The 15,016-nt window shown below is 67.2% G+C and carries 13 protein-coding genes and 1 riboswitch; of the genes, 4 read left to right on the forward strand and 9 right to left on the reverse strand.

Annotated elements, in window-relative coordinates:
- Nucleotides 1-48: 48 nt before the first annotated feature.
- A complete protein-coding gene (locus M9799_RS00880) occupies nt 49-1,167 on the reverse strand; it encodes a 4-oxalomesaconate tautomerase (RefSeq protein WP_231042546.1) in 1,119 nt (372 codons plus the stop codon).
- A 249-nt stretch (nt 1,168-1,416) separates the two neighbouring features.
- Between M9799_RS00880 and M9799_RS00885 the strand changes: the two genes are divergently transcribed.
- On the forward strand, nt 1,417-2,079 hold the full coding sequence (locus tag M9799_RS00885) for a hypothetical protein (RefSeq protein WP_231042547.1): 663 nt from the start codon (nt 1,417-1,419) through the stop codon (nt 2,077-2,079).
- Between the two features lie 3 nt (nt 2,080-2,082).
- On the opposite strand, the gene M9799_RS00890 is transcribed toward M9799_RS00885, so the two are convergent.
- The 3 genes from M9799_RS00890 to hrpA all read right to left on the reverse strand — a co-directional run bounded on the left by M9799_RS00890 (nt 2,083) and on the right by hrpA (nt 8,354).
- On the reverse strand, nt 2,083-3,783 hold the full coding sequence (locus M9799_RS00890) for a long-chain fatty acid--CoA ligase (protein WP_231042548.1): 1,701 nt from the start codon (nt 3,781-3,783) through the stop codon (nt 2,083-2,085).
- 84 nt (nt 3,784-3,867) lie between these two features.
- Nucleotides 3,868-4,383: a hypothetical protein gene (locus M9799_RS00895; RefSeq protein WP_231042549.1), complete on the reverse strand. Its 516-nt coding sequence runs from the start codon at nt 4,381-4,383 to the stop codon at nt 3,868-3,870.
- Complete coding sequence (hrpA, locus tag M9799_RS00900; protein ID WP_231042715.1) at nt 4,383-8,354, reverse strand: ATP-dependent RNA helicase HrpA; 3,972 nt, start codon at nt 8,352-8,354, stop codon at nt 4,383-4,385. The genes M9799_RS00895 and hrpA overlap by 1 nt, the downstream gene beginning before the upstream one ends.
- 275 nt (nt 8,355-8,629) lie before the next feature.
- Here hrpA and argA point away from each other — a divergent pair, with 275 nt between their 5' ends.
- Nucleotides 8,630-9,976 carry an amino-acid N-acetyltransferase gene (argA, locus tag M9799_RS00905; RefSeq protein WP_231042550.1) on the forward strand — a complete coding sequence of 449 codons (1,347 nt, stop codon included), beginning with the start codon at nt 8,630-8,632 and terminating at the stop codon, nt 9,974-9,976.
- A gap of 316 nt (nt 9,977-10,292) precedes the next feature.
- Nucleotides 10,293-10,955, forward strand: a complete 663-nt coding sequence (locus tag M9799_RS00910; protein WP_231042551.1) for a glutathione S-transferase — start codon at nt 10,293-10,295, stop codon at nt 10,953-10,955.
- A 2-nt stretch (nt 10,956-10,957) separates the two neighbouring features.
- Here M9799_RS00910 and M9799_RS00915 read toward each other — a convergent pair whose 3' ends face one another.
- From M9799_RS00915 to M9799_RS00935, 5 genes are all read right to left on the reverse strand, one after another.
- Entirely contained in the window at nt 10,958-11,515 is a 558-nt protein-coding gene (locus tag M9799_RS00915; protein ID WP_231042552.1) for a pseudouridine synthase, read from the reverse strand.
- 70 nt (nt 11,516-11,585) lie between these two features.
- A complete protein-coding gene (locus M9799_RS00920; protein WP_231042553.1) occupies nt 11,586-12,524 on the reverse strand; it encodes a CysB family HTH-type transcriptional regulator in 939 nt (312 codons plus the stop codon).
- Complete coding sequence (locus tag M9799_RS00925) at nt 12,521-12,889, reverse strand: VOC family protein (protein WP_231042554.1); 369 nt, start codon at nt 12,887-12,889, stop codon at nt 12,521-12,523. The genes M9799_RS00920 and M9799_RS00925 overlap by 4 nt, the downstream gene beginning before the upstream one ends.
- A complete protein-coding gene (locus M9799_RS00930) occupies nt 12,886-13,086 on the reverse strand; it encodes a hypothetical protein (RefSeq protein ID WP_231042555.1) in 201 nt (66 codons plus the stop codon). The genes M9799_RS00925 and M9799_RS00930 overlap by 4 nt, the downstream gene beginning before the upstream one ends.
- Before the next feature lie 36 nt (nt 13,087-13,122).
- Nucleotides 13,123-14,145 (reverse strand): sulfate ABC transporter substrate-binding protein, encoded by a 1,023-nt coding sequence (locus M9799_RS00935; RefSeq protein WP_255662463.1) that lies wholly within the window; start codon nt 14,143-14,145, stop codon nt 13,123-13,125.
- Between the two features lie 135 nt (nt 14,146-14,280).
- Here M9799_RS00935 and M9799_RS00940 point away from each other — a divergent pair, with 135 nt between their 5' ends.
- The gene (locus M9799_RS00940) at nt 14,281-14,556 is read left to right on the forward strand and encodes an oxidative damage protection protein (RefSeq protein ID WP_231042557.1); all 276 of its coding nucleotides are present in this window, start codon (nt 14,281-14,283) and stop codon (nt 14,554-14,556) included.
- A gap of 265 nt (nt 14,557-14,821) precedes the next feature.
- Nucleotides 14,822-14,947, forward strand: a riboswitch (glycine riboswitch).
- The last annotated feature ends 69 nt before the right edge of the window (nt 14,948-15,016 follow it).

Here is a 15,016-nt window from a genome sequence, read left to right on the forward strand (position 1 = left end):
CGGCCGCGCTTGCCGCGGCCGCCATTGCAACCATCGACCGGGCCGGAATTACCGAGCGCCGTCCCAGACCGCGCGCGGCACCATGACCTCGCCGCGCATCAGCAGCCGCGCGGTGCGCAGCAGCGCCGCCTTGGTGACGACCTCGGGCCGCGCTGGATCGCTGTCGAGCGTGACGCTGAATTCGCCTGTCGGATGCTCGACCGACACGGTGATGCTCCCATCGCCTGCCGGTACCTCGGCCACGCCCTCGCAGACCGTGCCCGGCAGCTTGACCGCCGTGCCCACCGTCACGGCAGCCAGCACGCCGATCGCTTCGTGGCAGACATGGGGAATGAAGCTGCGCGTGGTGAGCGCCCCGCCCTGCGCGGGCGGCGCGATCAGCGTCATCTTGGGATAGTTCTTGTGCGTGACGTCGCCCAGGCCCATCTTCCGCGAGATCTGCAGGCGCAGCGCCTCGATGCGGCGCTTGAGATCGTCGTTGCCGTTGAGCTCGGCCACGCTTTCCTGGCCGGTGCAGCCCAGGTCCTGCGCGCGCAGGATCACCAGCGGCATGCCGTTGTCGATGCAGGTCACGTCCAGCGTGAAATCCTCGAAGCCCTCGCCCGTGACAGTGATGCGGTCCTTCGGGTTGCCCGTTGGCAGCAGGCTCGAGCAGACCGAGCCCGCGGTATCGAGAAAGCCGATGTCCACCGGCGCCGACTGGCCCGGCGCGCCGTCGATGCGCGCATTGCCTTCGTACGAGACCTGGCCGCCCGGCGTATGCACCGTGATGTCGGCCGCCATGTCGGTGTTGAGCGTGAGCACGCGGAAGGTGCTGGTCTCGCCGCGCGCCTGAACCATGCCGGTCTCGAGCGCAAAGGGCACCACGGCTGCCAGCATGTTGCCGCAGTTGGGCGTGGTGTCCACCGTGTCCTTGTCCGGCTGCAGTTGGGCGAACAGGAACTCCAGGTCGATGCCCTCACGCTCGCTCAAAGACACGATGCCGACCTTGCTGGTCAGCGGATGTGCGCCGCCGATGCCGTCGATCTGGCGCTTGTCGGGCGAGCCGAGCGCCGCCAGCAGCACCTTGTCGCGCGTGGGCAGATCCCCGGGCAGGTCTTCAGCGCGAAAGAAAGGGCCCTTCGAGGTGCCGCCACGCATCAAAAGGCAGGGAATGGCCGTCTGCATTGCTGTTGTCTCTCCTGTGTTTGTGCGGATTTTCACCAATTGCGCCTGGCTGCACTAGGCATATCGCGCCCTAGCAGATATAGCTGCCGGGCATATCGCACTTCATGGACATCTTCGCAGCATCTGTTTCATCCACGCCTGAATTGACGGAAAACAAGCGCTTGACCGACAAATGGGCTTGCCGCCGCCTGCTTGAATCGGCAGTTGACCGACCCGGGATGTGCCCTCTCCTGTCCTTGAACCGCTTCCATGAATCTGCTGACCCGTACCGCACTTCTCGCCTCCAGCCTGCTGGCACCCATCGCCCTTGCCAGCAATGTCGCACTGGAAGAAAGCTTCAAGGCTTTCAGCCACTGCGATGAACGGTTCTTCCTCAGCCTGCATCGGAATTCCGCCGCCTGGAGCAAGCATGTACCACTTGACTCCCTGAAAGATGTAAGCTGGATTCCGGTACAGGACCGCGCCTATGGCCAGTCTGCCTCGGTCCCCCTGCGCCACACGCCGCAGGTGGCCGGCGTGAAGCTGCTGGCCTACTTCGACAAGAGCGTGGATCTGGACGTGCTCGGCAACTACCTGTTCTGGGGCTTTGTCGTCGAGGGCAGTCCGGACGAGGTGGCAGGGAAGCTGCGCCCGCTGATCCACCGCAGCGAGCACCTGCTGCCGGTGTCCGGGCTGCATGCGCGCGGCGAGGTGCGCAAAGGCGCCCAGTGGGAAGTGGTCGCCGCTCCGCCGGGCGACGCCCCGGGCAGGACGCGCCTGGAGCGCATCTTCATCCTGGAGCCCGACGAGGGCAGCCAGGGCAAGAGGACGCGCGTGACCTGCTCGCTGCAGGGCGCGGTCGATGCCGAGGTGCTGGCGGAATTCCGGCCGGATATTGCGGCCGCCGACCATCCCGAAGGATTCGAGCAATAGCCTCTACTCTTTCAGAGCCTGCGCCTCGCGCTCCTGCAGCACCCGCCACATCACCTTGCCGCTGCCGCTCTTGGGCAGCGCATCGGCGAAGACCACCTGGCGCGGCGCCTTGTAGTTCGCCATGTGTTCACGGCACCAAGCCAGGATGTCCTGCGCGCCGACCCGGTCCCGATGCGAGGGGCGCAGCACCACCACCGCCTTGACGGTCTCGCCGCGGTAGCTGTCGCGCGCGGCAATCACGCAGGCTTCCTGGATGGCCGGGTGCCTGAACATCAGCGCCTCGACCTCGGCGGGCCAGACCTTGAAGCCGCTGGCGTTGATCATGCGCTTGAGCCGGTCGGTGATGAAGAAGTAGCCCTCTTCATCGACCCGGCCCAGGTCGCCCGAACGGAAGAAGCGCTTGCCATCGATCTCGATGAACGCCGCGGCCGTGGCCTCTGGACATTTCCAGTAGCCGGCAAAGACCTCGGGGCCGTGGATCACGATCTCGCCCTGCTCGCCCTGCGCCACTTCCCGCAGCGTATCGGGATCGATCACGCGCGCGTCGGTGCCGATGAAGGGAATGCCCAGGCACTGCTGCTTGGGCCGGTCCGGTGGATTGGAATGCGAGGGCGCGGCGGTTTCGGTCAGGCCGTAGCCTTCGATATAGCGCAGGCCGAACTGGTCGAGCAGCCGCTGCGCCACCGCCTGGGGCATGGCCGCGCCGCCGCCGCCGATATGGCGCAGGCTGCGCAGGTCGTACTGGTCGAAGTTGGGGCTGCCCATGAGGTCGATGACCATCGTCGGGATATTGGTCCAGCTCGTCACCTGGTAGCGCGAGATCAGCCGTCCCGCCAGCTCACGCTCCCAGCGCGGCATGATCACCAGCGTCGCGCCCAGGTGGATGCAGGCATGCAGCATCGAGACCAGGCCGGTGATATGGAACATCGGCACCACGCCCAGCAGGACCTGCTCGCTGGTGGAGTTGTTCCACAGGCCCGAGGCCACCGCGTTGTGCATGATGCTGCGGTGGGTATGCATGCAGCCCTTGGGCAGCCCGGTGGTGCCGCTGGTGTAGGGGAGCACGCAGAGGTCGTCGCTGCCCACGGCATGCGGGGGCGGGATGTCGGTGCAAGCCAGCGCCTCCTCCCATGCATGGACCTCGCCGTGCGCCAGCGCCGGCAAGGGGTGGCGCGTGCCCAGCCAGTCGCGCCATTGCTCGGGCGGCGCATCGGCTCCTTGCGCTGCGGGGTCGAAGGCGTCGCTGAATTGCGTGACCACCAGATGCTGCAGGCCGTAGCCTGCCGGCAAGGCATTGCTTGCCTGTGCCAGTTCCCCCGCCAGATCCCCGGTGGTCAATGCCACGCGGGCTTCGGGATCGGTGATGTAGTGCTGCAGTTCATCGGCACGGTTCATCGGGTTCACCGGCACCACCACCGCGTTGGCACGCATGATGGCGTAATGCGCCAGCACCAGCTGCGGCGAATTCTGCATCAGCACGATCACCCGGTCGCCGGTGCGCACGCCCAGGCCATGCAGACAGGCCGCCATGCGCTCGACGCCCTCGGCAAGTTGGCGATAGCTCACATGCCTGCCGAAGAACACCAGCGCCGTCTTGTCCGGATAGCGCCGCGCGCTGACCGCGAGGTTGTCCCAGACCGAGGTGGCGGGTACGGTGATGGAATGCGGCAGCCGCCGGGGCCAGAAGGCATGGTGTGGGCGCATGGGTGTGCAGGGTTCAGTTGCGGGGCAACGCCCAGACTAGGCCAGTCTGCCTGCCCTGCCATTGGGGACACACCCAGGGCCCGGTCACCTGGGCGACGCGCGCACCTCGGCTGCAATCAGCGCGAACTCGGCCGCGGGCTGGCCCGCCACGCAGGCGCGCACATGGTCTTCCCAGATCTGGCCCTGCTGCTCCACCTGGGCTGACGCAAAGCAGGCCTGCATCGCCACCGGGTCGCTGCAGCGCTCATACGCATAGGGATCATGTCCGCCAAGCAGCATGCGCAGCTGCAGCCAAAGCGCCTGGCGCGTCACCGGCAGGCCCTGCGCGCGCTGCCACTGGTGCAGCAGCTCGTGCGCAAACAGCCCGGCGATCCGCGGATGATCCAGGCGCAATGGCTGGCGCGGGTCGTTTGCGGCAAAGCAGGCACGCGGCAGGGAGATGCGGCCGCCATTGAACGACAGCGCGCGCCCGGTATCGCCCACGCGGCGCAGATACAGGCGCAGCGATGGCAATCGAGCGTCCAGCGCCGCGCCGAAGTACTGCCGCACGAAATCGCGCTCGGACGGCAGCAGCGGACGGCGCCAGAACCAGCGCAGCATCAGCGCTGCATCTGCGCCCAGACCTTGTCCAGGCGCTTGATACTGACCGGATAGGGCGTGCGCAGTTCTTGGGCAAAGAAGCCCACGCGCAGTTCCTCGAGCATCCAGCGGTATTCCTGCATGCGCGCGTCGACCTGGCCCTTGCGGTCGGCCACCAGGCGCCAGTAGCGCTGCTCGTGCGGACGCAGCTCGGCCAGCCTGGCCGCGTCGCGCGCCATGTCGGCGCGGTACTTGTCCAGGCGCAGCGTGATGGCCTTGAGATAGCGCGGGAAGTGCGCCAGCTGCGCCCAGGGCGCGGCGGCGATGAACTGCTTGGGCATGAGCCGCTGCAACTGCTGCTGGGCATCGGCCGTGGCCTCGGGCGCGTTCTTCGTGTCCTTGATCTTGCGCGCCGCGGCCGAATACTCGGTCAGGATGGAGCCAGCCAGGCGCGCGACCTCATTGGCGATCAGCGTCAACCGCCCGCGCCCGTCCTGGATGCGCTGCTTGAACTCCGCCTCGTTCGTCGGCAGCGGATCGAGCAGGAAGGCGCGGTCGATGGCCGTGTCGATGATCTGCTGGCGCAGCTCCTCCTGCGTGCCCAGCGGCATGAAGGCCACGGCCATCTTCTGCAGGTCCGGAATGTTCTTCTCGAGGTACTTGAGCGCGTCGCGGATCTGCAGCGCGAACAGCCGGCGCAGGCCCGCGCGGTGGCGCGCGGCCGCCGCCTCGGGCTCGTCGAAGACCTCGATGCCTACGCTGTCGCCGTGGTCGATCAATGCCGGAAAACCGACCAGCGTCTGCTGCCCCTGGCGGATTTCCATCAGCTCGGGCAGCGTGCCGAAGCTCCACTGCGTATAGCGCTGGCTGGCCGAGGGCGCATTGCTGGCCGGCTTGGGCGCGGGCGCGGCCTTTGCCGCAGGGGACGCGGGCTTGGCCGCAGCCACCGGCGCGGCCGGCGCCTTCTCGTCCAGCACCGTGGCCAGCTTCATGCCCGCCAGCGCCTGGAAGGCACCGCGCGCCTTGGCGCCGAGCTGCGCCTTGAGCGCGCCCAGGTTGCGGCTTTGCCCCAGCTGGCGGCCATGCTCGTCCGTCACGCGGAAATTCATGAACAGGTGCGGGCTCAGCATGTCGAGCTTGAAGTCGGCACGTTTGACATCGAGCGAGGTCTCGTCGCGCACCTGCTTGAGCAGCGCGTCGATCAGCCCACCCTGCAGATGGCGCTCGGGCGCGCACAGCAGCTCGGCCAGCCGCGCGGCGTTCTCGGGCAGCGGCACGAAGCGACTGCGCGGGCGCTGCGGCAGGCTCTTGAGCAGCGCCTGGATCTTGTCCTTGAGCATGCCCGGCACCAGCCATTCGGCGCGCTCCTCGCTGACCTGGTTGAGCACGAACAGCGGCACCGTCACCGTGACGCCATCGCGCGCGTCGCCAGGCGAATGCAGATACTGGGCGCTGCAGTCCACGCCGCCGAGCTTGATCACCTTCGGGAAGGCCTGCGTGGTGATGCCCGCGGCCTCGTGGCGCATGAGCTCGTCGCGCGTGAGGCGCAGCAGGTCGGCATTCTCGCGGCTGGCCGTCTGGAACCAGCGCTCGAAGCTCGCGCCGCTGAACACGTCCTGCGGCAGCTGTTGGTCGTAGAAGGCGTAGATCAGCTCGTCGTCGACCAGCACGTCCTGGCGCCGCGACTTGTGCTCCATCTCCTCGATCTTCGCGACCAGCTTGCGGTTGGCCTGCAGGAAAGGCAGGCGTGTGTCCCAGCCGCCATCGACCAGTGCCTGGCGGATGAACAGCTCGCGCGCGGTCTGCGGATCGACCTTGCCGAAGCTCACGCGCCGGCCGTTGTAGACCACCAGGCCGTACAGCGTGGCGCGCTCGAGCGCAACCACATCGGCGCCCTTCTTCTCCCAATGCGGGTCAAGTAGCTGCTTCTTGAGCAGATGCGCCCCCACCTCCTCCAGCCAGGCGGGATCGATGGCGGCAATGCCGCGGCCGTAGAGGCGCGAGGTCTCGACCAGCTCGGCCGCGACGATCCAGCGGCCGGGCTTCTTCGACAGATGCGCGCCCGGGTGCGGGTGGAAGCGGATGCCGCGCGCGCCCAGATAGCTGTCGCTCTCGTCGGCCTTGTAGCCGATGTTGCCCAGCAGGCCGGAGAGCATCGACAGGTGCAGCGCCTCGTAGCCCGCGGGCTCGGTGTTGATCTGCCAGCGGTGCTCCTTCACCACCGTCAGCAGCTGCGAGTGGATGTCGCGCCACTCGCGCACGCGGCGGATATTGATGAAGTTCTGGCGCAGCAGCTGCTCCCACTGGCGGTTGCTGAGCTTGTGCGTCGAGTCATCTTCGGCCTGAGGGACGCCAGGCGCCGGCGTCCATGCCGGTGCCAAGGCCTGGGGCGGCTGCGCGCCGCTGCTGCGCTGGGCCGCGGGCAGGAAGGCGGCGCTGCGCGTCGACACGCGGGGCGCGGGCGCGTTCTGCGCCGCCATCTCGCGCCGGCTCTGCGCCACCACCTTGCCGCCACGCGCATCCTGCAGCCACTTCCACAGCCGCAGGTAGCCGCTGAATTCGCTTTTCTCGTCGTCGAACTTGGCATGCTGCTGGTCCGCCTGCTGCTGCGCGTCGATGGGGCGGTCGCGCACGTCCTGCACCGACAGCGCCGAGGCGATCACCAGCACCTCGGCCACGGCGCCGCGCGCGCGCGCTTCCAGGATCATGCGGCCCACGCGCGGATCGAGCGGCAGGCGCGACAGCTCCTGGCCCATGGGCGTGATGTCGCCATGGTCGGTGACCGCGCCGAGCTCGGCCAGCAGCTGGTAGCCGTCGGCAATCGCACGGCCCGTGGGTGCTTCCAGGAAGGGAAAGTTCACCACGTCGCCCAGCCCCAGCGACTTCATGCGCAGGATCACGCCGGCCAGCGAGCTGCGCAGGATCTCGGGGTCGGTGAATGGCGGACGCGCGACGAAATCGGCCTCGTCATACAGGCGCAGGCAGATGCCGTCGGCCACACGCCCGCAGCGGCCCGCGCGTTGATTGGCCGCGGCCTGGCTGATGGGCTCGACCAGCAGCTGCTCGACCTTGCTGCGGAAACTGTAGCGCTTGACGCGCGCCGTGCCGGCATCGATCACATAGCGGATGCCCGGCACCGTGAGCGAGGTTTCGGCCACGTTGGTGGCCAGCACGATGCGCCGGCCGGTATGGCCCTCGAAGATGCGGTCCTGCTCGGCCTGCGACAGGCGCGAGAACAGTGGCAGCACTTCCGCGCCGCGCAGCACCGGCTGGTGCTGCAGGTGCTTGCGCAGGTGGTCGGCGGCCTCGCGGATCTCGCGCTCGCCGGGCAGGAACACCAGGATGTCGCCGCCGCGCCCGCCGGCCCAGAGCTCGTCCACGCCATCGGCAATGGCCTCGTTCAGCCCATAGTCGCGGCTTTCCTCGAAGGGGCGGTAGCGCTGCTCCACGGGAAAGGTGCGGCCCGAGACCATGATCACCGGCGCCGGGCCGTCCGCCGAGGCGAAGTGCTGCGCGAAGCGGTCGGCATCGATGGTCGCCGAGGTCACGACCACCTTCAGGTCCGGGCGCTTCGGCAGGATCTGGCGCAGGTAGCCCAGCAGGAAATCGATGTTCAGGCTGCGCTCGTGTGCCTCGTCGATGATCAGCGTGTCGTAGGCCTGCAGCAGCGGGTCGGTCTGGGTCTCGGCCAGCAGGATGCCGTCCGTCATCAGCTTGACCGAGGCGTCCCTGGACAGGCGGTCCTGGAAGCGCACCTTGTAGCCCACGACTTCGCCCAGCGGCGACTGGAGCTCGTCGGCAATGCGCTTGGCCACCGAGCTGGCGGCAATGCGCCGCGGCTGGGTATGGCCGATCAACCGCCCGCGCGTGCCTTCGGGCGCGTTGCACTTGCCGCGCCCGAGCGCCAGAGCGATCTTCGGCAGCTGCGTGGTCTTGCCCGAGCCGGTCTCGCCGCAGACGATGATCACCTGGTGCTGCTGCATGGCACGCATGATCTCCTCGCGCCGCGCGGACACGGGCAAAGAAGGGGGAAATTCGATCTTCAGGGCGCAGGGCGCGGGATTCAAAGGCATAGCCCGCCATTATCCGCAGCCTGGGGTTCCAGCGCTGACCGCCACCGATTTCTGTGTTATGGGCACAGGGCTCTTTTTGCATCCGCGGCACGGCAACTTCTTTGTCCCGACAGCGGCAAATGCCCGCAGCGTGCTTATGATGCGACTATCCGCCGCTGCAACCAGCCGGCTCTCACCGTTTGCCCCGTTGCCCCATGTCCACCGTCTTCAATTTCACCTTCGTTCCCTGGTTTCGCTCGGTTGCGCCGTACATCCACAAGTTCCGCAACCAGACCTTCGTGGTCGGCATCACGGGCGAGGCCATTGCCGCGGGCAAACTCACCAGCATCGCGCAGGACCTGGCCATGATCCAGGCGATGGGCGTGCGCATCGTGCTGGTCCACGGCTTCAGGCCCCAGGTCAACGAGCAGCTCCAGGCCAAGGGCCATGCGCCGCAGTATTCGCACGGCATCCGCATCACCGACTCCGTCGCGCTGGACTGCGCGCAGGAAGCGGCGGGCCAGCTGCGCTACGAGATCGAGGCCGCCTTCAGCCAGGGCCTGCCCAACACGCCGATGGCCGGCGCGACGGTGCGCGTGCTCTCGGGCAATTTCATCACCGCGCGCCCGGTGGGCATCGTCGACGGCGTCGATTTCAAGCATTCGGGCCTGGTGCGCAAGGTCGATGTCAATGCCATCCGCCAGACGCTGGACATGGATGCCATGGTGCTGCTCTCGCCTTTTGGCTTCTCGCCCACGGGCGAAGCCTTCAACCTGAACATGGAAGAGGTCGCCACCAGCGTCGCCATCGAGCTCAAGGCCGACAAGCTGATCTTCATGACCGAGGTGCCGGGCGTGTACCAGAACCCGCTCGAGCCCGCGGGCGACGACAACCCCATCGACACCGAGCTGCCGCTGGCCACCGCCCAGGCGCTGCTGGCCCAGCTGCCGGCGCCGCAGCAGCCCACCGACACCGCGTTCTACCTGCAGCATTGCGTCAAGGCCTGCAAGAACGGCGTCGAGCGCAGCCATATCCTGCCCTTTGCGGTCGATGGCGCGCTGCTGCTGGAGATCTATGTGCACGACGGCATCGGCACGATGGTCATCGACGAGAAGCTCGAGGAACTGCGCGAGGCCACGCCCGACGACGTGGCGGGCATCGTCCAGCTGATCGAGCCCTTCGAGAACGATGGCACGCTGGTCAAGCGCAGCCGCACCGAGATCGAACGCGATATCACCAATTACACGTTGATCGAGCACGATGGCGTCATCTTCGGCTGCGCTGCGCTCTACCCCTATCCCAAGGAAAAGACCGCCGAGATGGCCGCCGTCACGGTCTCGCCCAAGAGCCAGGGCACGGGCGACGGCGAGAAGCTGCTCAAGCGCATCGAGCAGCGCGCGCGCAACCAGGGGCTGGAGAGCCTGTTCGTGCTGACCACACGGACCATGCACTGGTTCATCAAGCGCGGCTTCCAGCCGGTGGACCCGTCGTGGCTGCCGGAGGCGCGCAAGGCGAAGTACAACTGGGATCGAAAGAGCCAGGTGTTGGTCAAGAAGCTCTGAGTCTGTGGCCGGGGCATAGACCTTGCCAGCAGTCGCGCGCTTGTCTTCGGGGGTGGCCGTTCATGCTTCGACAAGCTCAGCACGAACGGTTCTACCCGTTCGCCCTGAGCCCCTCGAAGAGTGAGCGCAGAAACCGTTCGTCCTGGGCCCGTCGAAGGGTCAGCGGCAGAAACCGTTCGCCCTGAGCCCGTCGAAGGGTGGACGGCCCCGCGACAAATCGGGGAGCTGCCCGAAGCAAAACCACCAAGCCCAAGCGCCCTCCCAGGACAGCCCAACGCCGCTATCATCGACAGCCTTTCCCCCTCTCCCGCCTTCCATGCCCCTGCCCATCCTCTATTCCTTCCGCCGCTGCCCCTATGCCATCCGCGCCCGCCTGGCGCTGGCGCATGCGGGCATTGCCTGCGAGCTGCGCGAGGTCAATCTGCGTGCCAAGCCCGAGGCGCTGCTGCAGGCCTCTCCCAAGGCAACGGTGCCGGTGCTGGTGACCGCGGATGGGGTGCTCGAGCAGAGCCTGGACATCATGCTCTGGGCGCTGCGGCAGAACGATCCCGATGGCTGGCTCGCCCCCACGGCGGGCAGCGAAGCCGAGATGCTGGCCTTGATCCACGATCTCGATACGCGCTTCAAGCCCGCGCTCGACCGCTGCAAATACCCCGAGCGCTACGCTGCTGCCGAAGTCAACGAGGCCCAGACCGAGGCGCTGACCTGGCTGGCGGCGCTGGACCAGCAGCTCGCCGAGACCGGCTATCTGTTCGGCCTGCACCCCAGCCTGGCGGACATGGCACTGCGCCCCTTCGTGCGCCAGTTCGCGCGCATCGACGAGGCCCAGTGGGCCGAGCAGCCCTGGCCGGCACTGCAGGCCTGGCTGCAGCGCTGGATCGATTCGGCGCTGTTTGCCGAGGTGATGGAGACCTACCCCGGCTGGCGCGAGGGCGAGACCGGGCCGACCTTCATGGCCCAGGTGTCGGGCGCGCAGTAGGTTCAGAACCGGATATCGGCGCGGCCGATTTCCCGCCACTGCCCCGGCGCCAGCCCGTCCAGGCGCAGATTGGCCATGCCCTGGCGCACCAGCCGCAGCGTCGGATGCCCGATGGCCGCCGTCATCTTGCGCAATTGGCGGTTCCTGCCCTCGATCAGGCAGACCTCGAGCCACACGTCCTGCACCGACTTGCGCAGCCGCACGGGCGGATCGCGCGGCGGCACCTCGGGCTGCGGGTCGAGCAGCCGCGCGGTGCAGGGCTTGGTCTGATAGTCCTCGATGCGCAGCCCGCTGCGCATCCGCTGCAATGCCTCTTCGGTGGGCACGCGTTCGACCAGCACCCAATAAGTCTTGGGTTTTTCATTGCGTGGATTGAGCAGCCGCTCGATCAGCGGGCCATCATCCGTCAGCAGCAGCAGGCCCTCGGAATCCTTGTCCAGCCGGCCGGCCGGGTATACGCCCTTGGGCAGGCCGAACTCCGCCAGCGAGCGCGCGCCATCCTCGGGGGTGAACTGGGACAGCACGCCATAGGGCTTGTGCAGTAGAAAATAGCGGGGCATGGCAAGAGCGTGGCGCCAGGCGGCGCCAGCGGACAAAAACAGACTGCGATTGTCCCCGATGCCAGGCCGCTCAGCCGCTCGCGTGCGTCTCTTCCAGCGCCCGCGCCACCACCTCGCGCGTGAGCGTCGGCACGAAGCTTTCGATGAAGTGGAATGCATAGCCGCGCAGCCAGGCGCCGCGGCGCAGGCCCAGGCGCGTGAGATTGACCTCGAACAGATGGCCCGCGTCGAGCAGGCGCAGATGGCGGTCGCGCTCGGCATCGACCGCGATCGAGGCCACGATGCCCACGCCCATGCCCAGTTCCACATAGGTCTTGATCACGTCGGCATCCATGGCCGACAGCACCACGTCCGGCGTCAGCCCCTCGCGCGCAAAGGCCTCGTCGATATGCGCGCGCCCGGTGAACCCTTGCTCGTAGGTGATGATCGGGTGCTGCACCAGCTGGTCCAGCGTCAGCGGCCCGGGCGCATCCAGCAGCGCATGGCCTGGCGGCACCACCACGCTGTGCGTCCAGCGGTAGCAAGGCAGCGTGACCAGCTCCGCATGGCTGCTCAACGCCTCGGTGGCCACGCCGATGTCGGCCTCGCCGCTGAGCAGCATCTGCGCCACCTGCTGCGGCGAGCCCTGGTGCAGGTGCAGCACGACCTGCGGGAAACGGCTGCGGAAGTCGCGCACCACCTGCGGCAGCGCGTAGCGCGCCTGCGAATGCGTGGCCGCGATCGACAGCCGCCCCTGCTCGCTGGCGCTGAAGTCCAGCCCCGCGCGGCGCAGGTTGTCGGCCTCGAACAGCAGCTTTTCCACCGTCGGCATCAGGCTCTCGCCCGGCGGCGTCAGGCCCGTGAGGCGCTTGCCGGCGCGCACGAAGATCTGCACGCCCAACTCTTCCTCGAGCTCACGGATCTGCCGGCTCACGCCCGGCTGCGAGGTGTAGAGCACCTGCGCCACCTCGGTGAGGTTGAAGCCCCGGCGCACGGTTTCGCGCACCGAGCGCAATTGCTGAAAGTTCATGCCGCAGCCCCGGTCTCCAGGAATTCAAGCTGGTTGCCCGCCGGGTCCTTGAGATAGAAACGCTTGAAGCCCGCGAGACACCGGTTTTCCACCAGCGGCAGCTGCGCGGCCAGCAGCCGCTCGCGCAGCGCCTGCACGTCCTGCACCGCGAAGGCCAGGTGCGAGACCGCCGGCAGCGGCTGCCACTGCGCCACACCGACCAGATCGATGCGCTGCTCCCCGGCGGCGAAGCGCAGCGTCGCTGCCCGCGGCGCCGGTCCCGGCAGCTCGCTCAGCCCCAGCAGGTCACGGTAGAAATGCCGCATCGCCTGCTCGCACCCGGCGCGGAAAGCCAGCTGCAGATGGTGCACGCCGCGAATGCTCATGTCGCCCCCGCCGCGGTGCCGCAGCTCGTGCGCGCCGCTGCCGGCCGCGTAAAGCCGCGCAGCGCAATGCGCCGTGCCCGCCGGCGCGTGCGCACCGGCGCTATCAGATTCCAGCTGGCGGCCGTGGTGGCGATCAGCTGCAAGGCGGGCGTCTGGGGCGCCGCGCCACGGGCGACGAACTGCGGGCAGGTGGTCATGGGGCTCTCCTCGAGGCATCGTGGCGCCAGCGGCGCTTACTTACGGGTATAGATCTGGTCGAAGCTGCCGCCGTCGGCAAAATGCGCCTTGTCGGCCTTGGCCCAGCCGCCGAAAGCCTGGTCGATGGTCACCAGCGTCAGCTTGGGGAAGGTATTGGCGAACTGCGCCTTGGCCTTCTCGGAGGTCGGGCGATAGAAATTGCGCCCGGCGATCTGCTGCGCCTCCTCGGAATACAGGAATTTCAGGTATTCCTCGGCCGCGGCGCGCGTGCCGCGCTTGTCCACCACCTTGTCGACCACCGCCACCGAAGGCTCGGCCAGGATGGAGATCGAGGGCACGACGATGTCGAACTTGTCGCGGCCGAATTCCTTGAGCGCCAGGAAGGCTTCGTTTTCCCACGCCAGCAGCACATCGCCCACGCCGCGCTGCACGAAGGTCATGGTCGAGCCGCGTGCGCCGGTATCGAGCACCGGAACGTTCTGGAACAGCTTGCCGACGAATTCCTTGGCCTGCGCGTCGCCGCCGTACTTGCGCTTGGCGAACTCCCAGGCCGCGAGGTAGTTCCAGCGCGCGCCGCCCGAGGTCTTGGGGTTGGGCGTGATCACCTGCACGCCGGGCTTGACCAGGTCGTCCCAGTCCTTGATGCCCTTGGGGTTGCCCTTCTTGACCAGGAACACGATGGTCGAGCTATAGGGTGCGGAGTTGTGCGGCAGGCGCTTTTGCCAGTCGGCATTGACCTGGCCGCCGTTCTTCGCCACGGCGTCGATGTCGCCGGCCAGCGCCAGCGTCGCGACGTCGGCGTCGATACCGTCGATGATCGAGCGCGCCTGCTTGCCCGAGCCGCCATGCGACTGCTTGACCGACACCGTCTGCCCGGTCTTGGCCTGCCAGTGCTTGGCAAAGGCCTGGTTGTATTCCACGTACAGCTCGCGGGTCGGATCGTAGGACACGTTGAGCAGCGTGAGGGACTGGGCCATGGCCGGACCCGCCGTGAGTGCAAGGCTGGAAGTCAGCGCGAGCAGGGCTGGAAACTTGATAAAGTGGCGGCGAATTGTCATTTGGGCCTCGAAAAGTTTGCGATTGGCGTTCCAACGCCGATGCACGCATTCTTAAACCGACCCAACAAAACTTAAACCAATAAGATTTCAGTTCGTTATACCTAAAACATCTGAAGTCATCTGAAGGATCTCCCCATGGCACGTACCGTCAACTGCATCAAGCTCGGCAAGGAAGCCGAAGGGCTGGACTTTCCTCCCTACCCTGGCGAGCTGGGCAAGCGCATCTGGGAGAACGTCAGCAAGGAAGCCTGGGCCGGCTGGCTCAAGCACCAGACCATGCTGGTCAACGAAAACCGCCTGAACCTGGCCGACGCGCGCGCACGCCAGTACCTGGCGCGCCAGATGGAAAACCATTTCTTCGGCGGCGGCGCCGATGCCGCTGCGGGCTACGTTCCCCCCACCGACGCCTGAGGCAGCACCAGGCGGGGATGGATTGACCGTGCCCCCGCTTGCACGGGATAATTCCATCCTTCTGCGGGAGAGCAAGGTCCCTCGAGCGGTTTTGTGCTGAGTAAGCCCGTCATCCTTGGACAAGCTCAGGACGAACGGATACCCTGCCGTTCGCCCTGAGCCTGTCGAAGGGCGTTTCAGGGCGCAGCGGTCAGGACGAAACTGCTCTAACCTTCGCCGAAGGCGCAAACTCCCATAATCGCTCAGGCCCCCCAACCGCAGGAATCGTTCGCCAACTGGAGAGCGGCCGGGCGCAGTCCATGCGCTGCCGGCCCACCGAAGGGGCAAGCGCCTGCAGGCAGCCCGCCCGCGGGCGCGCAAACTCTCAGGTACAAAGGACAGCGGGAGAGGCATGCCGGCACGCCGAAGGGCGGGCTGGCTTCTACCAAGAGTTTTTGCGTGTCCTCCCACATCTCCGACA

Source organism: Comamonas endophytica (assembly GCF_023634805.2).
Lineage (GTDB): Bacteria > Pseudomonadota > Gammaproteobacteria > Burkholderiales > Burkholderiaceae_C > Comamonas > Comamonas endophytica.